The sequence below is a fragment of the Massilia sp. HP4 genome (assembly GCF_005222695.1).
Taxonomy (GTDB): Bacteria; Pseudomonadota; Gammaproteobacteria; order Burkholderiales; family Burkholderiaceae_D; genus Telluria.
Genome location: NZ_STGG01000069.1, coordinates 1 through 23,625, shown reverse-complemented (window position 1 = coordinate 23,625; position 23,625 = coordinate 1). Strand labels below are relative to the sequence as shown.

The 23,625-nt window shown below is 66.7% G+C and carries 22 protein-coding genes and 2 pseudogenes; 17 read left to right on the top strand and 7 right to left on the bottom strand.

The features are described 5' to 3' along the window. Positions 1-100 precede the first annotated feature (100 nt). Both E8M83_RS24275 and E8M83_RS24270 read left to right on the top strand, forming a co-directional pair. Complete coding sequence (locus tag E8M83_RS24275) at positions 101-337, top strand: hypothetical protein (RefSeq protein ID WP_137175923.1); 237 nt, start codon at positions 101-103, stop codon at positions 335-337. A gap of 198 nt (positions 338-535) precedes the next feature. Beyond that, positions 536-1,069: a YXWGXW repeat-containing protein gene (locus E8M83_RS24270; RefSeq protein WP_137175922.1), complete on the top strand. Its 534-nt coding sequence runs from the start codon at positions 536-538 to the stop codon at positions 1,067-1,069. A gap of 30 nt (positions 1,070-1,099) precedes the next feature. Here the strand turns inward: E8M83_RS24270 and E8M83_RS24265 are convergent, their stop codons facing one another. Further along, on the bottom strand, positions 1,100-3,049 hold the full coding sequence (locus E8M83_RS24265; protein WP_137175921.1) for a S9 family peptidase: 1,950 nt from the start codon (positions 3,047-3,049) through the stop codon (positions 1,100-1,102). Positions 3,050-3,135: 86 nt separating this feature from the next. Between E8M83_RS24265 and E8M83_RS24260 the strand changes: the two genes are divergently transcribed. The 4 genes and pseudogenes from E8M83_RS24260 to E8M83_RS26620 all read left to right on the top strand — a co-directional run bounded on the left by E8M83_RS24260 (position 3,136) and on the right by E8M83_RS26620 (position 5,783). After that, on the top strand, positions 3,136-3,801 hold the full coding sequence (locus tag E8M83_RS24260; protein WP_137175920.1) for a ribonuclease HI family protein: 666 nt from the start codon (positions 3,136-3,138) through the stop codon (positions 3,799-3,801). Further along, positions 3,798-4,466 (top strand): HD domain-containing protein, encoded by a 669-nt coding sequence (locus E8M83_RS24255; protein WP_137175919.1) that lies wholly within the window; start codon positions 3,798-3,800, stop codon positions 4,464-4,466. The genes E8M83_RS24260 and E8M83_RS24255 overlap by 4 nt, the downstream gene beginning before the upstream one ends. Positions 4,467-4,539: 73 nt before the next feature. Continuing rightward, positions 4,540-5,534, top strand: a pseudogene (locus tag E8M83_RS26625) (MFS transporter); the annotation flags it as partial. Next, the gene (locus E8M83_RS26620) at positions 5,526-5,783 is read left to right on the top strand and encodes an MFS transporter (RefSeq protein ID WP_373995072.1); all 258 of its coding nucleotides are present in this window, start codon (positions 5,526-5,528) and stop codon (positions 5,781-5,783) included. The pseudogene E8M83_RS26625 and the gene E8M83_RS26620, both read left to right, overlap by 9 nt. On the opposite strand, the gene E8M83_RS24245 is transcribed toward E8M83_RS26620, so the two are convergent. Then, complete coding sequence (locus E8M83_RS24245) at positions 5,784-7,946, bottom strand: TonB-dependent siderophore receptor (RefSeq protein WP_137175918.1); 2,163 nt, start codon at positions 7,944-7,946, stop codon at positions 5,784-5,786. A gap of 339 nt (positions 7,947-8,285) precedes the next feature. On the opposite strand from E8M83_RS24245, the gene asd reads away from it, so the two are divergent. Then, on the top strand, positions 8,286-9,098 hold the full coding sequence (asd, locus tag E8M83_RS24240) for an archaetidylserine decarboxylase (protein WP_137175951.1): 813 nt from the start codon (positions 8,286-8,288) through the stop codon (positions 9,096-9,098). Here the strand turns inward: asd and E8M83_RS24235 are convergent. Then, entirely contained in the window at positions 9,095-10,075 is a 981-nt protein-coding gene (locus tag E8M83_RS24235; protein ID WP_137175917.1) for a LysR family transcriptional regulator, read from the bottom strand. The two genes, asd and E8M83_RS24235, sit on opposite strands and share 4 nt — an antisense overlap. A 110-nt stretch (positions 10,076-10,185) precedes the next feature. On the opposite strand from E8M83_RS24235, the gene E8M83_RS24230 reads away from it, so the two are divergent. The 3 genes from E8M83_RS24230 (at position 10,186) to E8M83_RS24220 (ending at position 12,263) form a co-directional block, all read left to right on the top strand. Continuing rightward, positions 10,186-10,782: an FMN-dependent NADH-azoreductase gene (locus E8M83_RS24230; RefSeq protein ID WP_137175916.1), complete on the top strand. Its 597-nt coding sequence runs from the start codon at positions 10,186-10,188 to the stop codon at positions 10,780-10,782. A gap of 43 nt (positions 10,783-10,825) precedes the next feature. Beyond that, positions 10,826-11,695 (top strand): pirin family protein, encoded by an 870-nt coding sequence (locus E8M83_RS24225; protein ID WP_137175915.1) that lies wholly within the window; start codon positions 10,826-10,828, stop codon positions 11,693-11,695. Positions 11,696-11,798: 103 nt separating this feature from the next. Continuing rightward, entirely contained in the window at positions 11,799-12,263 is a 465-nt protein-coding gene (locus E8M83_RS24220; RefSeq protein ID WP_137175914.1) for a hypothetical protein, read from the top strand. On the opposite strand, the gene E8M83_RS24215 is transcribed toward E8M83_RS24220, so the two are convergent. Further along, positions 12,250-12,900, bottom strand: coding sequence for a hypothetical protein (locus tag E8M83_RS24215; protein ID WP_137175913.1), 651 nt, complete (start codon positions 12,898-12,900; stop codon positions 12,250-12,252). The two genes, E8M83_RS24220 and E8M83_RS24215, sit on opposite strands and share 14 nt — an antisense overlap. Positions 12,901-13,067: 167 nt before the next feature. Here E8M83_RS24215 and E8M83_RS24210 point away from each other — a divergent pair, with 167 nt between their 5' ends. The 4 genes from E8M83_RS24210 (at position 13,068) to pepN (ending at position 18,455) form a co-directional block, all read left to right on the top strand. Continuing rightward, the gene (locus E8M83_RS24210) at positions 13,068-14,042 is read left to right on the top strand and encodes a succinylglutamate desuccinylase/aspartoacylase family protein (RefSeq protein ID WP_137175912.1); all 975 of its coding nucleotides are present in this window, start codon (positions 13,068-13,070) and stop codon (positions 14,040-14,042) included. Positions 14,043-14,183: 141 nt separating this feature from the next. Next, positions 14,184-14,480, top strand: coding sequence for a helix-turn-helix transcriptional regulator (locus E8M83_RS24205; protein ID WP_137175911.1), 297 nt, complete (start codon positions 14,184-14,186; stop codon positions 14,478-14,480). A gap of 10 nt (positions 14,481-14,490) precedes the next feature. After that, positions 14,491-15,555, top strand: a complete 1,065-nt coding sequence (locus E8M83_RS24200) for an alkene reductase (protein WP_137175910.1) — start codon at positions 14,491-14,493, stop codon at positions 15,553-15,555. A gap of 239 nt (positions 15,556-15,794) precedes the next feature. Continuing rightward, a complete protein-coding gene (pepN, locus tag E8M83_RS24195) occupies positions 15,795-18,455 on the top strand; it encodes an aminopeptidase N (RefSeq protein ID WP_137175909.1) in 2,661 nt (886 codons plus the stop codon). Here pepN and E8M83_RS24190 read toward each other — a convergent pair. Continuing rightward, positions 18,424-18,816: a hypothetical protein gene (locus tag E8M83_RS24190; RefSeq protein ID WP_229491874.1), complete on the bottom strand. Its 393-nt coding sequence runs from the start codon at positions 18,814-18,816 to the stop codon at positions 18,424-18,426. The two genes, pepN and E8M83_RS24190, sit on opposite strands and share 32 nt — an antisense overlap. A 97-nt stretch (positions 18,817-18,913) precedes the next feature. On the opposite strand from E8M83_RS24190, the gene E8M83_RS24185 reads away from it, so the two are divergent. Further along, entirely contained in the window at positions 18,914-19,357 is a 444-nt protein-coding gene (locus E8M83_RS24185; RefSeq protein ID WP_137175908.1) for a thioesterase family protein, read from the top strand. Positions 19,358-19,479: 122 nt separating this feature from the next. After that, positions 19,480-20,676: a right-handed parallel beta-helix repeat-containing protein gene (locus E8M83_RS24180; RefSeq protein WP_137175907.1), complete on the top strand. Its 1,197-nt coding sequence runs from the start codon at positions 19,480-19,482 to the stop codon at positions 20,674-20,676. A 71-nt stretch (positions 20,677-20,747) separates the two neighbouring features. Here E8M83_RS24180 and arsC read toward each other — a convergent pair. Then, positions 20,748-21,092: pseudogene (gene arsC / locus E8M83_RS24175) on the bottom strand (arsenate reductase (glutaredoxin)); the annotation flags it as partial. A 192-nt stretch (positions 21,093-21,284) separates the two neighbouring features. Between arsC and E8M83_RS24170 the strand changes: the two are divergent. Next, the gene (locus tag E8M83_RS24170; RefSeq protein WP_137175905.1) at positions 21,285-21,914 is read left to right on the top strand and encodes a 1-acyl-sn-glycerol-3-phosphate acyltransferase; all 630 of its coding nucleotides are present in this window, start codon (positions 21,285-21,287) and stop codon (positions 21,912-21,914) included. Between the two features lie 21 nt (positions 21,915-21,935). Here E8M83_RS24170 and E8M83_RS24165 read toward each other — a convergent pair. Then, positions 21,936-23,625, bottom strand: a 1,690-nt coding sequence (locus E8M83_RS24165) for a SulP family inorganic anion transporter (protein WP_206077515.1), incomplete at its 5' end; no start/stop codon positions are given.

Genomic DNA, 23,625 nt, shown 5'->3' with positions numbered 1-23,625 from the left:
GCATGTCGCTGGAGACCATGCGGGGCTTGGCATACAGTGGATACATCGACACACCAACCAGCCACCAACCGCTTCATCGACTACGTCAAGGAGAAACAAAATGAACGTCCTCAAACACATGGAAGCCATCTTCATCGCCGCCGCCCTGGTCGCCGTCCCGGCTGGCTACCTGGCCAAGATCCCCGATGCCCACGCCGCCAGCTACAGCGTGAGCGATGCAGCGATCGCAAGCGGCGACAAGATGGCGGTCGTGACGATCAGCGCCAAGCGCCTGGACGCCGCCGCGAAATCGGACCTGCTGGCGCTGGACACCGTCACCGCCGGGAGCCGGATGTGAGCGCCGCACGTCGCCGACGTGCCGCCCGGGTGCAGTCCGGATGCGGTACGCGGCGGCCAATGCCGGCCTTGTGCCCGCCCGGTTTCACCAGCCGATTCTGCTGATCTGTTTCAGTTGTAAGAACTTGCTTCAAACCCCACGTCCCATTCCCCGGATTGCTATATTCCACAGCATCCGCTCAAGGATCTGGAGACGAACATGAAATCCCCCATTTTGATTGCAGCCCTGATCGCCATCGGCGCCGCTGCCTTCACCCCGACGGCCTCGCAGGCCCAGCCCCATATCTCGGTCGTGATCGGCGCCGCGCCGCCGGCGCCCATCTATGAAGTCGTTCCCGCCCCGCGCCGCGGCCAGGTCTGGGCGCCCGGTTACTGGGAATGGCGCACGCACCGCCACCACTGGGTGCCCGGCCACTATATCGTGGCCCGCCCCGGCTATGTGTATGCGCCGCCCAGCTGGCACCATCGCGGCGGGCGCTGGGTGATGGAACCCTCGCGCTGGAACCGCGGCCCGAGCCACCATTACGGTCCGCCGCCGGTGTATGTGCGCGACCATCGCGACCGCGATCGCTGGGACCGCGACCGTGACCGCGACCGCCACCACAAGCACGACCGCCATCACGGGCGTGACCGCGATCGCGACGGCATCCGCGACCGGCACGATCGTGACCGCGATGGCGACGGCGTGCGTAACCGCCACGACCGCCGGCCGGACAATCCCCACCGCTACTGATCACGCGCGGCCGGCGATGTGAATCCTGGATCAGCCCTTCAGGTGCTTGTCCAGGAAGGCGAGGATCTTCGCATTCGCCTCGGCCGCGTTCTTCTTCTTCGAGAAGCCGTGGCCCTCGTCGCCGAACACGACATACTCGACCTCGACCTTGTTCTTGCGTACCGCCTCGACGATCTCGTCGCTTTCGGCCTTGATCACGCGCGGGTCGTTGGCCCCCTGGACCACCAGCAGCGGCTTGCGGATCTGGTGCGCGTGGAATAGCGGCGAGGTCGCGACCAGGAAATCCTTGTCCTTGACCGGGTCGCCGATCTCGTCGTACAGTGCCTTGCGCTGCGCTTCCCAGTACGGTGGAATGCTCTCGAGCGTGCGCACCCAGTTGCTGACCCCAAAGATATCGATGCCGACCTTGAAGGCTTCGGGCCGGAAGGCCAGCGCCGCCAGTACCATATAGCCGCCGTAGCTGCCGCCCATGATGCCGATCCGCTCCGGATCGATATAGCCCTGGCTGGCAAGCCAGGTCTTGGCCTCGACGCAGTCCCACAGCGGTTCCATGCCGTGCTTGCGGTCGTCGGCGCGGAAGAAGGTCTTGCCATAGCCCGAGCTGCCGCGGTTATTGATGCCCAGGACCGCGTAGCCATGGTTGACCAGGTACTGGATCTGGGCGTTGTAGCCGCGCATGGTCTGGCCGCCCGGCCCGCCGTGCACGAATACCACCGCCGGCACCTTGGCGTTCGGCGCGGCGCCCTTCGGCTTGTAGTAGATCGACGGGATCACCATGCCGTCGAAGGACTTGAAGCGCACCACCTCGGCCTCGACCAGGTCGTTCGGGTCGATCTCGGGGTTCAGGCTGCGCGTCAGCTGCGACGTCTTGCCGCTCCTGAAGTCGTGCACGTACAGATTGCTCGGCGAGCGGTCGCCGTTCAGGTAGAACGCCATCAGGTTGCCGCTCTCGGAGAAGGTCACCTGGCGCATCTCGCCGCCGGGCAGCCTGGGCAAGGCGACCGGATTGCCGGCGGCGTCGCCTACGCGCATGTCATACAGCCGCACCGCGATGCTGCCGTCGCGGTTGAGCAGGCTGACGCGGTGGCGGCCGTTGCGCGAATAGCTGGTGCCCAGCAGGTCCCAGTCGGCCTGCTCGACGTCCTTCATCTCGCCGCTGGCCAGCTCATAGCCCTTGATGCGCGCGAACTCGCCATCGGCATTGGTCGTCAACAGCAGGCGCTTCGATTCCGGGTCGAAGGTCGCGGCCGAATGGCTGGCCGGGTCCTTGTGCGGCGTGATGTGCTTCATCTCGCGCGTCTGCAGGTTGAACACGTAGACGTCGCTGTCCGAGGTGGTGCTGGGCTTGTCGAAGGCGAGCCAGTTGCCGTCGCGGCTGATGCTCGAGACATTCATGCCGCTGTCGTTCTGGTACACCATCTTGCGCGCATAGGTGGCGGCGTCGTACAGGTACAGGTCGAAGAATTTCGAATCGCGCTCGTTGCTGGCGACGTAGAAGCCGCTGCCGTCCGGCTTCCAGCCGGCGAACGAGGCCTTCAGCTTGTCGCCGGGCGTCAAATCCCGTTCCTTGCCATCGAGCTCGCGCACGTACAGGTGGTTCTGCTCGTTGCCGCCGCCGTCGCGCGTGAACAGGACGCGATCGTCGTTATGGAAGTACGCCACGGCATAGGTGGTGTCGCCCGACGTGGTGAGCGCACGCGGCTTGCCGCCGGCGACAGGCACCGTGTAGGCGTTGAAGATGCCAGACTCGTTACTGCTGAACAGGATCTGCTTCTCGTCCTTGCTGAACGAGGCGCCGGTGAGCGAGGTCGTCGCCATGAACTGTTCGATGGTGTAGCGCTTGACGGCCGGCCTCGTTTTCCCAGGCGGCAGCGCCTTCACGGGCTTGGCCGCTTGGGCGACGGCCTGGATCGGCGCCAGGCCGGCGCCGGCAAGCATGGCAAACAGGGACAAACTGACAGCACGGCGATTCTGGCGCATACCTTCTCCTGTGGTTGAACTCGACAAGACAGTGTTTCAAAAGTCTTAACACCTGTCAACAATCTGGAATCGGTTATGCTCTCGCCATGAACGACCTGAGCACCCTGCAAGCCGCCGCCTTCAAGACCGAGCTGGCCGCCGCCCGACAACTGGCGGCGCGCACCGGCGTTGCGGAGCTTGACGCCTTGCAGCAGGTATTGACACGCAGCGCCGGCGTCGCCGGGCTCTCCCGGCTGCTGGCCGAACGCCAGGCCCGGCGCGAGCATGCCGACCAGCAGGCCGCGCGCCGCCACGCATCCGCCAGCGCCGCGCGTACCCGCGGCGTTGGCCCTGGCGACAGCGCCTGGCGCGCCTGGTTCGACGGCTCGGCGCGCCCGAACCCCGGCCGCTGCGGCCTGGGCGCCATCCTCGAAGGCCCGGCCGGCCAACGGATCGAGCTGTCGCGCGACGGCGGCCATGGCAACAGCAGCGAAGCCGAGTACCGCGCCCTGAACGCGGTGCTGCGCGCGGCGCTCGAACATGGCGCCACCGACCTGCTCGTGCTGGGCGACAGCCAGGTCGTGGTCGACGACGTCAACGCCCCCGACTGCGCCAGCGCCCCCTCCCTGCGCGCGCTGCGCGCCGAAGCGCTCGCCCTGCTCGGCCAGTTGCCGCAGGCGCGGTTGCGCTGGATCCCGCGCCACAAGAATTCACGCGCCGACGCGCTGTCGCAGCGCGCCGTGCCGCCCCTTACCCTGGAACACGAAGCATGACCGAAGCAATCGATACCGATCTCGCCGGCTGGCGCAGCAAGCTGGCCGCGATGGCCGCCGGCAGCGCCGGCACCGATGGCGCCCACGACAGCGCCCACCTCGACCGCGTGTGGCGCAATGCGCAGCTGCTGCTCGAGCACCATCCCGAGGCCGACCGCCTGGTAGTGCTGGCCGCCAGCTACCTGCACGACCTGGTCAACCTGCCGAAGAACGACCCGGAACGCGACCAGGCTTCGCGCCGCTCGGCGCGCCTGGCCCGCCACCAGCTGGCGCACCTGGGATTCCCGCCCGCGAAACTGGACGCCGTCGCGCACGCGATCGAGGCGCACAGTTTTTCGGCGGCGATCGAAGCCGAGACCATCGAAGCCCGGATCGTGCAGGATGCCGACCGTCTCGACGGCCTGGGCCTGGTGGGGCTGGCGCGCATGTTCTATATTGCGGGCCGCATGGAATCCGGCCTGGCCCATCCCGCCGATCCGCTGGGGCTGGAGCGCGACTACGACGACCGCAAGTATGCCCTGGATCACATCATGGTCAAGCTGTGCAGGCTGCCGGACATGATGCAGACCGCCGCCGCGCGGGAGCTTGGGCAGCGGCGGCTCGGTCAGTTGCTGGCGTTTCGCGAAGAGTTCGCGGCCGAATGGAGCGGCGCCATGCCGGCTTGACGCCTCCATCGGGCGATTGCCAGCGCCCCTTGCTGCAATGCTAAGATAAGCCACCGTATTGACCGAGGTGTCCATGACCAGTTCGACCGCCGTCCCGCAACCCGTCTCCGGCAAGCTCAATTTCGTCCTGGTCTGCATCTTCATCGACATGCTCGGCATCGGCCTGATCGTCCCGGTGCTGCCGCTGCTGCTCGACCAGTTCGTCGACGGGCCGGACAAGCGGGCCTTGTGGTACGGGGTGCTGGCGGCGACCTTCGGGATCCTGCAATTTTTATTCATGCCGGCGCTCGGGGCCCTGAGCGACCGCATCGGCCGCCGCCCGGTGCTGCTCTATTCGATGGCCGGCATGTGCCTGAACTTCCTCGTCACCGCCTGGGCGCCGAGCCTGGCCTGGCTGTTCGTGGGCCGCATCATCGGCGGCATGTCCTCGGCCAGCATGTCGGTCGCCTCGGCCTACGCCTCCGACATCTCGACCCGGAGAACCGCGCCAAGGCCTTCGGCAAGATCGGCGCCGCCTTCGGCCTGGGCTTCATCTGCGGCCCGATGCTGGGCGGCGTGCTGGGCGACGCCAACCTGCACCTGCCGTTCTACGTGGCGGCGGCGCTGTCGGCCGCGAACTTCGTCTACGGCTACTTCATGGTGCCCGAGTCGCTGCCGGCCGGGCGCCGCGAACCCTTCAAGCTGGCGCGCCTGAATCCCCTGTCGGCCCTGCTGCGCCTGGTACAGCGCAAGGATATCCGCGGCCTGGTCATCGTCATCACGCTCGCGACCTTCGCCCAGATGATGCTGCAGTCGACCTGGGTGCTGTACACCACCTTCCGCTTCGACTGGACGCCGCGCGACAACGGCATCGCCCTGTTCTGCGTGGGCCTTGGCTCGGTGGTGGTCCAGGCCGGGCTGCTCGGCATCCTGATCCGGCGCTTCGGCGAAGTGCGCCTGTCGCTGCTGGCCCTCACGTCCGGCATGCTGACCTTCATCGCCTATGGCCTGGCCACAGAGGGCTGGACGATGTACGTCTTCATCCTGGCCAATGTGCTGGCCTACGCCACCGGCCCGGCGCTGCAGGGCCTCGTGTCGAAATCCTCGCCGCCCGAGCAGCAGGGCGAGTTGATGGGTTCCCTGCAATCGATCGGCAGCCTGGGCGTGATCGTCACGCCGCTGCTCGGCACCGCCATCCTGGGCGCGGTCAGCCGCCTGCCCCAGGACGACTGGCGGGTCGGCAGCAGCTTCTTCGTGTGCGCGGGCATGCAGGCGGTGGCCTTGCTGGTGGCGTGGCGCTACTTTCGGCGCCATGGCCAGGCAATCAAGCAGGCGTGATCAGAACTTGATCTCGTAGTTCGCCTGCACCCGCACCGCATCCGGATAATGGAAGCGCCGCTTCTCCACGCCGGCAATGGGGTCGGCGTAGGTCGGCTCGAAGCCCGCATCCTCGTGCAGCAGGTTCGTCAGCGACACCCGCAGCTGCCGCTTCGGATCGAAGCGCCAGGCCGCGTACGCTTCCAGGTCCGTGCGCGCCTCGGAATAGTAGCCGCGGTTGGCCGTCACCCTCACATAGCCGTTGCGCTGGTAGGCGGCGCTGCCGCCCAGCGAGAGCGCGCCGACGGTGTAGTCCAGGCCGAGATTGGCCGACAGCGGCGATTGGCGCTCGAGGCGGTTGTCCGGACCCGGCACCGATTCGACCCGTGACCAGTGACGGCTCACGCCAGCGCGCACGTCGATCGCCGGCGCCTGGGCGAACAGCGACTTGAGGGGGAACTTCGTTTCCAGCTGCAGCGTCCGGGTCTCGGCGCGGCCGTCGTTCACCGGCGTAAAGATCCAGCGGTAACCGTCGAAATAAATGCGGTTGCTGGTGTAGTCCTCGATCCGGCGCAACGAGGCGCCGAGCGACACCATCGCGTTCTCGGCCCAGTAGTGCTCGTAGCTGGCGTCGATGCCCCAGGCCAGCTCGGGCTTCAGGTCGGGATTGCCCTGGAAGTCGGCCTCGGTGGCGCTATTGTTTTCGTAGGCCTGGCGGCGCGGCAACAGGCTATACAGGTCCGGGGCCTTGTAGGTCCGGGTCACGGCCAAGCGCACCTGGTCGCCCTTGCGATCCGGGATCTTCCACAGGGTCTGCATGATCGGGCTCCAGACGTCGGAACTGGTGCGGGTGGAGTCGAAGGAGTCGCCATCCGCGCGGATACGGATGCCTTCCCATCGCAGGCCGAGGTACATCGACCACTGCGGCGTGATATTCCATTCGTCCTGCGCGTACAGCGCCAGGCGCGTGAGGCGCGCTTCGAAGGTCTCGTCGAGTGGAAGGCTGGGCGGAAAGACACGGATCGCGTCGCGTTCGTTGCGGCTCTCGTCGCGCCAGCCGACACCGCCGTCCCAGCCGGCCGCGATGGCATGCCCGTTCTCGAGCTTGCGCATGTATTTGCCGGTCGAATTCGCGCCGCGATCGCGCCACGCCGCATCGACCTGGCCGTCGGTCGCGGGCCGGCCCTGGGCGTCCAGGCCCTGGCGGAAAATCGTGTTCGTGGCATTCTCGCCACGCAGTCCGAGCTTGGCTTCCAGCGTCGCGCCGGAATCGAAGCCCATCGTCCACGACAGGTCGCTACGCAGGTCTTCGGCGTCGGCGCGCATCCGGGTGACCAGTTCCGGCACCGGTGGCGGCGCCCCGATCCCGGTGGCGACCGACAACCGGGTCCGGTTGCGGAAGCGGTTGACATTGACGAAATTCTCGAAGGTGATCGTGTCGCCATCGGCCAGCGTCCATTCAAGACGCGGCGTCAGGTTCATCCGCCGCATGCGGCCTCGTTCCGGCGCACTGGTCAGGCGCGCGACGTCGACCGCGCCGCCGGGCGCGATCGTCTCTTCGAAGATGCTCCAGGCGCGGTCATAGCGCTCGGCGGTCGCATCGCCGGCCAGCGACCAGGCGAAACCCTCGCCGCGCTCGCTCAGTTGCAGCGCCGCGTTGGGGCCCTTGAACTGCGAGGATTGCAGCATGCCCAGCTTGAGCTGGCGTTCGCCTTTCTTGGCTACATGGCGCAGGATGATGTTGACGGTGCCGGCCACCGATTGCGTCGACAGGTCGGCGGTGGCAGCGTGCAGCACCTCGATGCGCTCGATGACGTCGGGCGACAGCGAATCGAAGTCGAAGCCGCCCGGGGCGCGCTCGCCATTGATCAGGACCTGCGTGTAGCCGGCACCGAGTCCCCGCATCTGGATCGTGCCGCCCCGTGCCTGGTTCGAGTCGACGGTCACACCCGGCACCCTTTTGAGGACATCGAGCACGGACCGGTCCCCATAGCGGCCGAGTTCGTCGCGCCCGATCACGATGCGGGTCGCCGTGTCGTCGCGGCGTGGGTCATAACTGGCGCTGCTGCCCTTGATTTCCACCTGTGAGACGGGCGGCGCGGGTTCCCCCTGTTGTGCACAAGTGGGGCCGGCGAAGGCCGTGAGCATGAGCAGGGAAAGTGGATGGCGGGATCGGATCGGCACTATCACAGGGGAATCTCCTCGTTATTAGGTATGTGTAGAGGAAATATATGCCCATTGATGGCACAATGTAAACGCATTTATGGAACTTATGCTTCCCACATGAGGAATATTCAACTTCCATCAACGAGCATTTTTTGATTCCATACAAAAGCACCAGCACCATCGTTCGCCACGGTGCCACGGCGTGGAGTACACTCGTGCATGCCTTGCCATGGAAATATCGTTTCCATTCGGCACGCCCGCTGTAGTACGCCCGCTGTAGTACGCCCGCTATAATGCGCACTTTTCGAAGAAAGGCGATCGCCCGTGTCCCGTATAAAAGTCTTGCCCCAATACGTCATGCCGAAACAGGCGATGACCAACTTCGCCGGCCGCGTCGCCGGCCACAAGGGCGGGTCGATGACGACCAGCCTGATCCGTTGGTTCGTGGGCAAGTACGGCGTCGACATGAGCGAAGCCGCCAATCCGGACATCGCCAGCTACCCCAGCTTCAACGAATTCTTCACCCGCCCGCTGCGCGACGGCGTGCGTCCGCTGGCGGCCAGCGATTATGTCTGCCCGGTCGACGGCGCCATCAGCCAGTTCGGCGACATCGACGACCACCAGATCTTCCAGGCCAAGGGGCACAAGTTCACCACGGCCGAACTGGTCGGCGGCGACCAGTCCCTGGCCGCGCACTTCCAGCACGGCCACTTCGCCAACGTCTACCTGAGCCCCAAGGACTATCACCGCATCCACATGCCGTGCGACGGACGCCTGACGCGCATGATCTATGTGCCGGGCAAGCTGTTCTCGGTGAACCCGACCACGGCGCGCGGCGTGCCGGGCCTGTTCGCGCGCAACGAGCGCGTGGTGTGCGTGTTCGAGAACGATGAATTCGGGCCGTTCGTGATGACCCTGGTCGGTGCGACCATCGTCGGCAGCATGGCCACCGTCTGGCATGGCGTGGTGAATCCGCCGCGCATGCCGCGTATCTGCGACTGGAGCTACGAGCCGGGCCAGGTCTCGCTCAGGAAAGGCGAAGAGATGGGCCGCTTCCTGCTCGGCTCCACCGTGGTGATGCTGTTCCAGCGCGGCGCGATCGCCTTCAACCCGGACTGGGCGCCCGAAGGCAAGGTGCGCCTGGGCGAGCCGATGGGCCGGCGTCCTTAACTGCCGTCCGCGCCGCCGCGCGCCGCTTCGACCAGCGCGGCGCGTTCGCGCGCGGCTGCCGCCACCATTTCCGGCGTGTGGCCTTTTTCGGTACACATGTTTTCCATCATGTCCAGGAAGGCGCGGGTCTTGGCCGGCATCAGCTTGCGGCTGGGGAACACCGCCCAGCCGCTGGCCGACGGCATCACCCACTCCGGCAACACCCGCACCAGTTCGCCCGTCTGCACATAGGGATTGGCGAACAACGCCGAGCTGATCGCAATGCCAGCGCCGCGCGCCGCCATATCGGCCAGCAGGTCGGGCGAATTGACCGTCAGGCGCGCCTGCAGGGTGCGCTCCCAGCGAACCTTGCCGCGAAACAGGGCCCACGGCATCGCACCGCCGCTGCGGCTCAAAATGCAGAGCACTTCGTGCGACGCCAGTTCGTCCGGATGCTCGGGAATGCCGTGCTGCGCCAGGTAGGCCGGCGAAGCATACAGGCCTGGCTGCTCGAGCACGATCGGCCGCGCGCTCAGCGTGGCGTCGTCCGGCAGGTCGCCCATGCGGATCGCGATGTCGAAATTCTCCGCCACCAGGTCGACCCGGCGCGGCGTCAGATCCATCTCGAGCGACACCGCCGGATAGCGCGCCAGGAAGCGCACGATGACGTCGTTCAAGCCATTGTTGGCGAAGTCGGCCGGGGCCGAGATGCGCAGCTTACCGCTCGGCTCGCTCTGCCGGTGCTGGGCCAGGGCGCCGACCTGCTCGACTTCGTCGGCCAGTCGGCGCGCGTGCTCGTACAGGCTGGCGCCGAATTCGGTGACCACCAGCTTGCGGGTCGTCCGCTGCAGCAGGCGCTCGCCCAGGGTCGTCTCGAGCAGCGCCAGGCGCCGCGACACGGTCGACTTGGGCAGGTTCACTCGGCTGGCCGCCCGGGTGAAGCTGCCCGACTCGACGATCCGCGCGAACAGCAGCAGGTCATTCGGTTCTACATCCATGATTGTTCCACTAGCAGAATAATGTTATCCATTCTACTGGCTTCCGCATGGTTTTTGGTATTGATAAAGTACATCCATCGAAACACTCCATACAACGAAGGGACCTGACCATGAATATCCTGCACATCACCACCAGCGTTCGCGGCGACGCATCGGAATCGACCCGCGTCACCCAGCAGATCGTCGACAAGCTGACTGCCGCCAATCCTGGCGCGACCGTCGTACGCCGCGACTTCGGCGCCCAGCCGCACCCGCTGCTGGATGGCCCTGCCGTCAGCGCCCTGTTCACCCCGCTTGAGCAGCGCAGCGCCGAGCAGGCGGCCCGCGTGGCGCTGGACGACGCGCTGATCGCCGAAGCGCAGGCAGCCGACGTAATCGTGCTGGGCGCACCGATGTACAACTTCGCGATGCCGGTGCAGCTCAAGAGCTGGTTCGACGCGGTGGCGCGCGCCGGTGTGACCTTCCGCTACACCGAGACCGGTCCGGAAGGCCTGCTGAAGAATAAAAAGGTGTACGTGGCCGCATCGCGTGGTGGCGTGTACGAGGAAAGCACCGACCCGCAAGTGCCGCAGATGCGCACCCTGCTGAACTTCCTGGGCCTGAACGACCATACCTTCATCTACTCGTCGGGTATGGCCATGGGACCGGAAGCCGTGTCCAGGGGCCAGGACGCCGCCAACGCGGCCATCGAAGCAGCACTGGCGTAAATCCGCGTCGCCCACCGGGCGGCGCAACCAACAGGAGAACAGCATGAACACCGCAGTTGCCATCACCCCAGTACAGAAAACGCGCGGCGTCGAGCGCACCATCAACGGCCAGTTCGTGATGGATGGCGCGGGCGTGAAGATCAACCGCGTACTCACCGGTCCCCTGCAGCGCCGCCTGGATCCATTCCTGATGCTCGACGCCTTCGGCAGCGACAAGCCGGGCGACTATATCGCCGGCTTTCCGGAGCACCCGCACCGCGGCTTCGAGACCATCACCTATATGCTTGCCGGCCGCATGCGCCACCGCGACAGCGCCGGTAATGAGGGCATGATCACCGATGGCGGCGTGCAGTGGATGACCGCCGGGCGCGGCGTGATCCACTCCGAGATGCCCGAGCAGAACGAGGGCCTGATGGAAGGCTTCCAGCTGTGGCTCAACCTGCCCGCCAGGGACAAGATGAGCGAGCCCTGGTACCGCGACATCCCGCTCGAGGAAGTGCCGCGCTTTACGCTGGACGATGGCGTGACGGTGCAGGTCATCGCCGGCCACACCCACGGAGTGGACGGCGCAGTGCAGCGCGCGCATACCGAGCCGCTGTATCTCGACCTGGAGATCCCGGCCGGAGTGAGCTTCGACCAGCCGATCCCGGCGGGGCACAATGCCTTCGTTTATGTGTTCCGCGGCGAAGCGGTCATCGAGGGCAAGGGCGTGGGCGCGGGTCGCATGGCGATCCTCGATAATGCACCGGGGGCGGACGGGGTGCGCATCAAGGCGGTAGCGCCGACCCGCCTGCTGGTGCTGGCCGGACGTCCGCTGAACGAGCCGATCGCGCAGTACGGCCCGTTCGTGATGAATACCCAGGCCGAGCTGCACCAGGCGGTGGACGATTTCCGGGCCGGCAGGTTCGCTTGAACGACTGGCAGCAGGGCGCCCCAAACCGCCCTGCCGCCCCCTATGCGAGCTTGTCGGCCATGCGCTACACTCGCGGGATGACACAAGCGCAAGACATCTCGTAATGGCACTGCTGGACACCCTCGGCGACCTGTGGTCGCGCGCAAGCCGGGCGATGGGCCTGGAAAACGCCGACCGCTTCCCGCCCGGCCACGCCTATCCGCACACGCGCTGGAACAAGGCATATTTCGACATCCCGTCCGACTACAAGGGCGACCGCATGGAGGGCATCGTCTGCGCCGCGATCGCCAATACGCCCTATGTGTTCGGCGAGATCCGCAATCCGACGCCGCGCATGCAGCGCGCGCTGCTGGGCATCATCGAAGCGCGCCTGCGCCGCGCCGATGCGCCGGCCGACCTGGTGCATCTGTTGATCAAGGCGTATCGCCAGCCGCATACGCCGGATATCGTGCCCGGATTGCGCGCCGCGATCGCGGCGAATGCGCAGTACGACGCCAATATCCAGGCACATGCGGTGCTGGCTTACCTGGGCGATGCGCCGGCGGGGTTCGGCGTCATCGAGGCGTGACGGGCGCTTGCCCGCCCTCCCCGAGTTCGTTCTCGATATAACGCAACCACTTGTCGTCGGGATTGGCCTGGCCCTCGACGGTCGCGACGTGCTCATAGCTGCGCGCGATCACCGGTTTCCCGACGAAGACCAGGTAGCGCTCGCCGACGACGAACCACGGCTCGATGGTGCAAAAGTGCAGCCGGCCGAAGCGGCCGCCTCCGGGCTCCCAGAATTCCTCGCGCCCCTGGTTGGCCTGCGGCCCCGGGTCGGCGAAGGTCGTCGGCGGCGACACGCCCATGAGCGTGAAGACCTTGCGGTCGGTACCACGCCAGCGCTTCTCGACCACGAACTCGTATTCCACCGGATACTGGACCAGGTAGTGCTCGTCGGCCCGATCCGGTGGCGTACTTTGCCAGAGCGCCGGATTCCATCCCTGGTAGGGCACCATCCACGCCGGCGTGTCCGGCGGGCGCCGCGGCGGCGGGTGCGGCCGGGGTGTCGCGCGCACCACCTTGACCAGCGCGACATCGGTCGCGCGCGCGACCTGCTCCTCTGCGCTGATCCGCTGCGGCAGGAATCGGCAGGCGATGACCGGCTGGGCTGCGCCGGCAAGCAGCAGCGCAAGCAGCGCCGCGTTCTTCAGTCGCGTCTTCATGTCACTCCATTCAGATCGGGTAGCGCAGACGATATCGACCGCGCTCCAGGGGACAGTATAACCAGACTCATGCGCCGGGGCGAACCGGCCCTCGGCCACGCCTTTCTCTACGTGCACGCATTGTCCGATAGAATATCGCCACCCTTTTTCACCGGCCCACGCTACCCATGACATCCGCCCGCCAGTTCCAATTCAAATCCATCAACTACACGGCCCTAGCGGCCGGCCCGCGCGTCATCATCATGGGCGCGACCCATGGCAACGAGGTGTGCGGCACCAGGGCGATCCAGCGGGTCATCGAAGAAATCGACAGCGGCCTGCTCCACATCGCGGCCGGCAGCGTCACCTTCGTCCCGATCGTCAACCCGCTGGCCTATGCCCAGAACACCCGCAACGGCGACCGCAACCTGAACCGCGACCTGTTCCCGAAAGACAAGCCACTGGACTTCGAAGACCAGGTCGCCAACTGGCTGTGCCCCCTGCTCGGCCAGCACGACGTGCTGCTCGACCTGCACTCCTTCGCCGCCACCGGCGAGCCGTTCGTGATGGTCGGCCCGCTCGACAACGACGGCAGCCTGCAGCCGTTCCGCCACGCCGCGAAAGAACGCGCCTGGGCGCGCCGCCTGGGCGTGCGCCGCTTCGTCGACGGCTGGCTGGCCACCTATGGCGATGGCGTGCAGCGCCGCAGCCGCAGCGCCGACGAACTGGAAACCGTGCTGCGCTACGGCGTCGGCACCACCGAATACATGCGCAGCACCGGCGGCTACGCGCTGACCCTCGAATGCGGCCAGCATGACGATCCGGCCGCGCCCGAAGTGGCCTACCGCGCGATCATGAACACGCTGGCCCACCTGGGCCTGATCGCCGCAAGCGATCCGGAACCGGTCGCCTTCGACGAGATGGAAGCGCTGTCGATGGTCGTGGTACACGACAAGCTGCATGCGGACGACGCATTCGTGCGTCCGTGGAAGAGCTTCGATCCGGTGAGCGAAGGTGAACTGCTCGGCCACCGCGCCGATGGCACACCGGTGGTGGCCGAGTTCGGCGGCCGCATCCTGTTCCCGGCGGCGAATGCCGCCGCCAATACCGAGTGGTATTACCTCACCCGCCCGAACCCGCGCTTCGGACGCGAGCAGGAGTGACATGCCTTGTGGGGTGGACGGCCGTCCACCCCGCGCGATCCACACTCACGGGACAAATTCGGGCCACGTCCAGCAAACTTTTCTTGAATATCGTAAGATGACGATATTCGGATCGAAAGAAACCGATATAAGGAACAGACCATGGACATCGACGCGATCCACAAGGCCCTGGCCAACCCGGTGCGGCGCCAGATCCTGCAGTGGCTCAAGGAGCCGCAGCAGCACTTCATCGAGCAGGAACATCCGCTCGAGATGGGTGTGTGCTGCAAGCTGATCGACCAGAAAACCGGCCTGTCGCAATCGACGGTGTCGGCGCACCTGGCCACCCTGCAGCGCGCCGGGCTCGTGAACACGCGCCGCGTCGGCCAATGGATCTTTTTCCAACGGAACGAGGAAGCGATCCAATCCTTCCTCGCACAACTGAACGACGGACTTTAGGAATACCCGAATGACTACTATGTTTGATCCGATCAAGGTGGGCGCCCTCGAATGGCCGAACCGCATCGTCATGGCGCCGCTGACCCGCTCGCGCGCCGATGGCGGCGCGCGCGTGCCGAACGCGCTGATGGCCGAATACTATGTGCAGCGCGCGTCGGCGGGACTGATCCTGTCCGAAGCGACCTCGGTCACCCCGATGGGCGTCGGTTACGCCGATACGCCGGGCATCTGGTCCGACGAGCAGGTCGAAGGCTGGAAGATCGTCACCGACGCCGTGCACAAGGCCGGCGGCCGCATCTTCCTGCAGCTGTGGCATGTGGGCCGGATCTCGGATCCATCGTTCCTGGACGGCGAGCTGCCGGTCGCGCCATCGGCGATCCAGCCGGACGGCCACGTGAGCCTGCTGCGTCCGAAGCGTCCCTTCGTCACCCCACGCGCGCTCGAGCTCGAAGAAATCCCCGGCATCGTCGCCGCCTACCGCAAGGGCGCCGAAAACGCGAAAAAGGCCGGTTTCGACGGCGTCGAAGTCCACGGCGCCAACGGCTACCTGCTCGACCAGTTCCTGCAGGATTCCACCAACCAGCGTAGCGACGCCTACGGCGGCCCGATCGAGAACCGCGCGCGCCTGATGCTCGAAGTGACCGACGCCTGCATCGACGTATGGGGCGCCGACCGCGTCGGCGTGCACCTGGCGCCGGCGCGCGACTCGCACGATATGGGCGACTCGACCCCGGCCGAGACGTTCGGCTACGTGGCGCGCGAGCTGGGCAAGCGCAAGATCGCCTTCATCTTCACCCGCGAAGGCCAGGGTCCGGACGCACTGGGCCCGATGCTCAAGAAGGAATTCGGCGGTGTCTGGATCGCCAACCAGCAGCTCACCCGCGAAAAGGCCGAGGAACTGATCGCCAGCGGCACCGCCGACGCGGTGTCGTGGGGCCAGCTGTTCATCGCCAACCCGGACCTGCCGAAGCGCCTGCAACTGAAGGCGCCGCTCAACCAGCCGGATACCGAGACCTTCTACCATCCGGGTCCGGTCGGCTACACCGACTATCCGGCGCTGCCAGCCGCTGCCTGATTTCACGTTTTCGCCGCCGCTTCGCTGCCTTTTCGCCGGCGAAGCGCGGCGCCTCTTTCGACGGGACCCATGCGGTCCCGTTTTTCGTGCGTAATGACGCCGGCATCGAGCATGCATACGACGTGCATACGTCGAGTACGTAATCCCTCCAATGGGTGTCCAGTGTGGAATGTTAGTGCTATTCTTGCGCGATTGACATTTCGCGCACCCAGATGCGCCCACCCGAGAGAGGATTTTCAGTGAACTTTCCCGCACACCGCGTGATGGCGCTCGCCATCGCTTCCGCCTTCGTCGTCGGCGGCGTCGCCCAGGCCGCGCCAGGCCAACAAGCCGCCCCGGCCCGCGCCGAGACCGCCTTCCTGTCGCAGGACGACGCCTTCGCCCGCTCGGCCCGCATCTCGAACGTGGACTATGTGCTGGACTTCACCCTGACCGGCAAGGAAACCTTCGCCGGCACCACGACCGTCACCTTCGACCTCAAGGACACCGGCGCGCCCGTCACCCTCGACCTGAACAAGGCGACCGTGAAGTCGGTCAGCGTCAACGGCAAGCCGGTCAAGGCGCGCTACAACGACTGGTTCATCACCATCGAGCCGGCAGACCTGGCCAAGGGCCGCAACACCGTCACCGTCGCCTACGAGCGCCTGCACAGCACCAATGGCGAAGGCCTGCACCGCATGGTCGACCCGGCCGATGGCCGCGTCTACACCTACTCGCACTTCGAGCCGGTCGCCGCCCAGCAGATGTTCCCGCTGTTCGACCAGCCCGACCTGAAGGCCAGCTACACCGTCAGTGTCACCGCGCCGAAGGACTGGCATGTGGTCACCACCACGCGCGAGACGAAGATCATCGATGCCGGCGCCAACCGCCGCTGGAGCTTCAAGCAAACGAAACGCCTGAGCCCTTATAACTTCTCGCTGCATGCCGGTCCCTACCAGGTATGGGAGGACAATAGCGGCAAGTACCCGATGCGCCTGTTCGCGCGCCAGTCACTGGCCAAGCAGGTCGTGCCGGGCGACTGGTTCCGCCAGACCAAGGCCGGCATGACCTTCTTCGAAGAGTACTTCGGCATTCCCTACCAGTTCGAGAAGTACGACCAGCTGATCGTGCCGGACTTCTTGTACGGCGCGATGGAAAACGCCGGCGCGATCACCTTCGCCGAGGCGCGCTACGGGGTGGCCAATATGACGGCCGAACAGAAGCAGTCGATGACCGAAGTGATCATGCACGAGATGGCCCACCAGTGGTTCGGCAACCTGGTGACCATGAAATGGTGGAACGGCCTGTGGCTGAACGAGAGCTTCGCGTCCTTCATGGGCATCCTGGCCACCGCCGAATCGACCGAGTTCAAGGACTCGTGGCAGAAGTTCTACCAGACCGGCAAGCAGCGCGCCTATATCCAGGACCAGTCCGCGAGCACCCACCCGATCGAGGTGCCGGTGCCGTCCTCGAGCAACGCCTTCGACAATATCGACGCCATCACCTATTCGAAGGGCGGCGCCGCACTCAAGCAGCTGCGCCACCTGCTGGGCGAGGAAGTGTTCCGCAAGGGCGTGCACAACTACCTGGTCAAGTATTCGTGGCAGAACGCCACCCTGGACGACTTCATCGACACGCTGGCCAAGACCGCCGGCCGCGACCTGTCCGGCTGGACCAGGGAGTGGCTGTACCACGCCGGCGTGAACACGATCGCCGCCAACTACAGCTGCAGCAACGGCAAGATCAAGGACTTCACCCTGACCCAGGCCGCGCCGAGCCAGGAACTGCCGACCTTGCGCGAACAGCGCGTGCAGGTCGCGGCCTTCAAGTTCGAGGGCGGCAAGCCGGTGCTGGTCAAGAACGTGCCGGTCACCTACAAGGGCGCCAGGACCGCGGTGAAAGACCTGGACGGCGCGGCCTGCCCCGACCTGGTCTACCCGAACTACCAGGACTGGGGCTATGCGAAGGTCCAGCTCGACGGGCGCTCGTTCGATACGGCGCGCACCAAGCTGTCGCAAGTCGACGATCCGCTGCTGCGCGCCATGCTGTGGCAAAGCCTGTGGGACGGCGTGCGCGACGCCACGCTGCCGCTGAACGATTTCATCACGGTGGCCCTGAACAACGCGCCGCAAGAGAAGGACTACACGCTGCTCGGCGACGTGCTGGGCAAGGTCGTCCAATCGAAGCAGTACCTCGATGCCATGGACCTCGACAATGCGTATGCCAAACAGACCTATGCCGCGCTGGAAAAGATGGCCTGGAATGGCGTGCTCGCGCACAAGGCCAACGCCGACGTGCAACGCCGCTGGTTCGGCCTGTACGTGAGCGTGGCGTCCAGCCCGGATGCGCTGGCGCGCCTGGCCGGCATCCTGGACGGCAAGGTCGATGTAGCGGGCCTGCAGGTCAGCCAGGAGCTGCGCTGGGCCATTATCGCCCACCTGAACCGCTACAACCACGCCGGCGCCGACAAGCTGATCGCGCTGGAGTCGGCGCGCGACAAGTCCGACGCCGGCCAGGTGGCGGCGGTGGCGGCCACCGCCATTCGTCCGGATCCGAAGGTCAAGGCCGAGTGGGTCGAGCGGATCGAAGACCTCAAGTCGCCGCTGCCGTTCTCGCGCATCCGCACCGCGATGGGCAGCGTGTTCCAGGCCGAACAGGGTGCACTGAGCGAAGCGGACGCCGATGCGCGCCTGGCGCGCCTGCCGGCCATCGACAAGGCGGCCGGCCCGGTCTATATGCGCGCGTATGCGACCACCATGATCCCGACCGCCTGCACCCCGCAAAGCGTGCAGCGCCTGAGCCGCGCCGCGGACGGCATGAAGGACCTGTCGGCCTTCACCCGCCGCTCGCTGCTGGACACCCTGCAGAACGAGCAGCGCTGCGTGGCGATCAAGGCTGCGATGACGGCGCCGAAGGGCTGATCGGCTGCGGCGCGCTCGCGCCGGCCCGATGCGGCGCCGCCGGCGGCGCGCTTGGGAGGCACAGTTTTGCCACCCTGCGCCAGGCGCCGTCGGCGCCGCAATCGGCCGGCGGGCGTTCGCGCAGCAAGGCGCCCAGGTCGGGCGGCCCGCGCTCGCGCACCGTCACGCCGCGCGCGACCGGCACGCACAGGGCGTCATGCCAGGCTGCTGCCAGGCCTTCCGGCGTGGGAAGCGGGCCGCGCAGCTCGATGGCGGCCTCTTCGCAGGCGGCGCGGTTGGCGAACGGGCCGCGCAGGCTGCTGCTCTCGAGCACGACGTCGAGGTTCTGTTGCAGGTACAGCAGCAGGATCATCGTAAACATGGTGCTGGCGTGGTTGCGGGCGCGGACCGGCGCGCTGCCGCACCCTGGCGTACAATGCCCGGGTTCGCGGCCCCGGCCGCGCTGCCAAGGAATAGCATTGGACTGGGATTATCCGCAACCGTTCATCCTGCCGGTCGTGCCGCGCGCCGGCGATATCGATGGCCTGGACCACACCAATAACGCCGTCTACGTGCGCTGGTGCGAACAGGCCGGCTGGGCCCATTCGGAAGGCCTCGGCCTGTCGCTCGGCGACTACCGGCGCCTGGACCGCGCGATGGCGATCCGGCGCGCTAGCTATGACTACCTGCTGCCGACGCTGGAAGGAGAAGCGCTGAGCCTGGCCACCTGGCTGGTCGGCGGCGACGGCAAGCTCTCGATGGAACGCCGCTTCCAGCTGGTGCGCGACAGCGATGGCGCCACCGTGCTGCGCGGGCGCTGGGAACTGGTCTGCATCGAGATCAGCAGCGGCCGCCCGCGCCGCATGCCGGCCGAGTTCCTCGACACCTATATGCCGGTGGTCGTTGCGCCTCTGGCGGACTGAGCTGCCGTCCGCCGGCGTGGATGCATTGCGCAGCCTCAAGGACGAGTTTGATCGATCCGGCATCCCCCTCGCTTAAGGCAGATCAGACTGGTCGCGTCACCTGCTCCCATCACGAGGACGCGATGTACCGGATTCTGCCCAAGGTCTCGATCGATATGCGCCTGGTCCTGTTCTGGCTGCTGGCCTGTCCGCTGCTGGCCGGCCCATTGCTGGCCGGCTGCAGGCTGCGCGACGGCGGCCATCAAGAGCTCGTGGTGCCCGAGCTGGTGCGCACCCATCTCTTCCTGGCGCCCACTGGCTCCGACAGCAATCCCGGCACCCGGGCCGAACCCTTCCGCACGCTGGCGCGCGCGGCCCAGGTGGCCACGCCCGGCACCACGGTGCACGTGGCGCCCGGCATCTATTCCGGCGGCATGCGCACCGCCGCCAGCGGCACCTCCGAGGCGCGCATCGTGTACCAGAGCACCGAGCGCTGGGGCGCCCGCATCGTGCCGCCGCTCGACGCGCGCCAGAGCGCGGCCTGGGACAACCGCGGCAACTACGTCGACATCATCGGCTTCGAGATCGACGGCACGCAATACCAGAGCGGCATGAAATGGCTCAGCGGCATCTACAACGGCGGCTCGCACAATAGCGTGCAAGGCAACCGCATCCACCATATCGGCAACGACGTGCCGTGCGAGGCCAAGGGCGGCGCCGGCATCGGCATCGACAGTTACTACAAGGGCGTGGATGCGGTTGTCACCGGCAACCACGTGCACGATATCGGACCGCCCGGCTGCCGCTTCATGCACGGCATCTACATCAGCACCACGGCGGGCGTGCGCAATAACATCATCTACCGGGTATCGGGCGCCGGCATCCACCTGTGGCACGACGCCAACCGCGTCACGGTGCGCGGCAATACCGTCGCCGCCTCGGGCAGCGGCATCGTGGTGGGCGGGGGCGAGTTTTATCACAGCAAGGGGCCGAACGACCATACCCACGTGAGCAACAACATCGTCTACGACAATGGGCACGGCATACTCGAACAGGGGGCGACCGGCAAGCACAACAGCTTTCGCAACAACCTCGTCTACCAGAACGCCGGCGACGACTGGAAGCTCTCGCCCGGCCGCGAGCACACCGGCAGCATCAGCGCGCCGCCGCAATTCGTCGACTACAGCGCCGCCGGCACGCCAGATTTCCGCCTGCGCCCGGGCTCGCCCGCGATCGGCCAGGGCCTGCCGGCCGAACCGGCGCCGCCGGGCAGCGGCAACAGCGGCGTGCGGCCGGTGCGCAAGGCCGATATCGGGGCCCTGCCGTCGGCGCCGCCTTAGCAGGCGCGCTGCAAGCGCGACCATCGGCGCTGGCACTGGCTCTGGCTCGGCTCGGGGCGGCCAGCCGCTTACAAGATCTCGCGCACGCGCTCGAACGGCCGGCACAGGCGCACGCCCTTCGACGTGACCACGAACGGCCGCTCGATCAGGAGCGGATGCGCGGCCATCGCATCGAGCAGGGCGGCGTCGTCCACCTCCGGCCGGTCCAACCCCAGCTCGGCGTACAGGGCTTCCTTGCGGCGTACGGCGTCGCGCGGCTGCAGTCCGGCGTCGGCGATCAGGCGCGCCAGCGCCGCGCGGGTCGGCGGATGCGCCAGGTACTCGATCACGTCCGGCTCGTGGCCGGCATCACGGATGGCGGCCAGGGTGTTGCGCGAAGTCCCGCAGCGCGGGTTGTGGTAAATCGTGATATTCATCGTCATAACAGGTGGTGTCTGCTCACCATCGGATTGTCGTTTGGATAGCGGCATGATAACCACAGCGCATACCCGGCACCAGTATTTTTGCTTGTCCCCCCTTCCCGCACGGGCTAGAATCCCACGCTTGATTTTCTAGAGCGCAATGAGGATTCCCATAACAACATGTCATTACGCCGCAACGGAGACCCGATGAGCGATTACCTGCAGCGCCCCGCTGCCCTGCCCACCCTGCGCCAGCGCACTGCGCTGCGTACGCTGCAGCTGTTCGGCTGGAAGGTGTACTTCAAGCCGCTGCCCGGCCGGCATGGCATCGCCGTGGTCTACCCGCACACCTCGAACTGGGATTTCCCGATCGGGCTGGTGGCCAAGTGGGCGCTGGATACACCGTTTCGCTGGCTGGCCAAGGACTCGCTGTTTCGCGGCGCCATTGGGCGCCTGATGCGCTACTGGGGCGGGATCGCGGTCGACCGGCGCGCGCCGATGGGCGCCACGCGCCAGTTGGCCCAGCAGATGCTCAAGGAAGACTGGTGCTGGGTCGGCATCACGCCGGAAGGCACGCGCGGCTACCGGCCGCACTGGAAGAGCGGCTTCTACCACCTGGCGCGTACCGCCAATGTGCCACTGCTGCTGGTCAGCTTCGACTACAAGAAGAAAGAGCTGCGCCTGACCGAGACGCTCGAGCTCTCGGGCGACATCGAGCGCGACATGGATGCGATCCGCGCCGTGTACAAGGACGTCACCGCCCTCTATCCCGAGAATGCGGCGCCGATCGAACTGGCGCCGAAAGACGACAACGAAGCGCAGCGCAAGCGCGCCTGATGGTCGTCCCCGCACTGGCCGCTAGGCGGCCGGCAGCGGCCGGCCCGCCGCGTCCGATCCCGCCAGCCGGTCCCAGGCATTCGCCGCGCTCAGGAATACCTGGCCGCTCAACTGGCCCAGCAAGTCGCTGTCCCTGAGCCGGTCCATCACCGGCCCTTTCACTTCGGCCAGGTGCAGGGTCACGCAGCGCTGGCGCAGCGAGGTATTCAGTTCCTGCATGCCGAACAAGGCCGAGGTGTCGATCGCATTCACCGCCGACAGCACCAGCACCAGGTGCCGGGTGCCGGCGTGCAGCGCGAGTTCGTCGTCGATGCGCTCGTTCACCGCTTCCACGTTCCCGAAGAACAGGCCGGCATCGACCCGCAGCATCAGCAGGCCAGGCGTGGTCTCGGCCGAATAGCGGTCGACGTTACGGAAATGTTCGGTGCCGTGGATGCGGCCCAGCACCGCGATATGCGGCCGGCTGGCGCGCCAGATCAGCGCCCCCATCGACAGCGCCACGCCCACCAGCACGCCCGCCTCCACGCCCAGCACCAGCACGCCGCCGGCGGTCGCCAACAAGGCCAGCGCGTCGGCGCGGTCGTAGTGCCAGGCGGTGCGTAGCGTCGACCAGTCGAGCATGCCCAGCACCGCCACGATGATGGTCGCAGCCAGGGTCGGCAGCGGCAGCAGCGCCAGCCAGCCGGTGGGCGCCACCAGGGCCAGGGCCAGCAGGCCGGCCGTGATCATGCTTGCCAGCTGGGTATTGGCGCCGGCCGCGAAATTGACGGCCGAACGCGACATGCTGCCGGTGACGGGAAAACCGCCGGAGAGGGCGCTGCCGATATTCGCCGCGCCCAGCCCAACCAGCTCGCGGTTGCTGGCCAGCTTCTCGCCGCCGCGCTTGAGCGCCAGTGCCTGCGCGCCCGACATGCTGATCAGGAACACCATGAAGCCGATCAGCAGCGCCGGCTGCAGCAAGGCCTGCCAGTGGCTGGACGAGGTGGCCAGGTTCAGCCCCGGCAGCCCGGCCGGCACGGCGCCGGTGGTGGCCACGCCCATCCGCTCCAGGCCCAGCAGCGGCACCAGGGCGGTGGCGCCCAGCACCACGAACATCGGCGCCAGCTTGGCCCCGATATCGGCCGCGACGGGCTTCACACGCAGCCAGCGCAGCAGCGGGGCCAGCCAGTTGCGCGCCGCCACCAGCAGGGCCACCGAACCGAGGCCCAGCGCAAGGCTCGGCCATGCCGTGGGCCAGTGCGTGGCCCCATGTTGCGCGGCGTCCAGGTCTAGCTTGAAGCCGACTAGCGTCGACAACTGTCCCCAGGCGATCACGATCGCCGATCCGATGGTGAAGCCGCTCATCACGGGCCGCGAGAAGAAATTGGCAAGAAAGCCGATGCGCAGCAGGCCGCAGGCCAGCAGCACCAGGCCCGACATCAGGGCCAGCTGGGCTGCCAGCACGCCGTACAGGCCGGTGCCGGGCGTGGCCAGCGGCGCCAGCGCGGAAGCGGTCATCAGGGACACGATGGCCATCGGCCCCACCGATTGCGTGCTGCTGGTGCCGAACAGGGCGTACAGCAGCGGCGGGATGATGCTGGCGTAGATCCCCACTACCGGCGGCAGGCCGGCCACCAGCGCATAGGCCATGCCTTGCGGGATCATCATCATCGCCACCACGATGCCGGCGCTGATATCGCCCGGCAGCGCGGCGCGCCGGTATTCTCGGAGC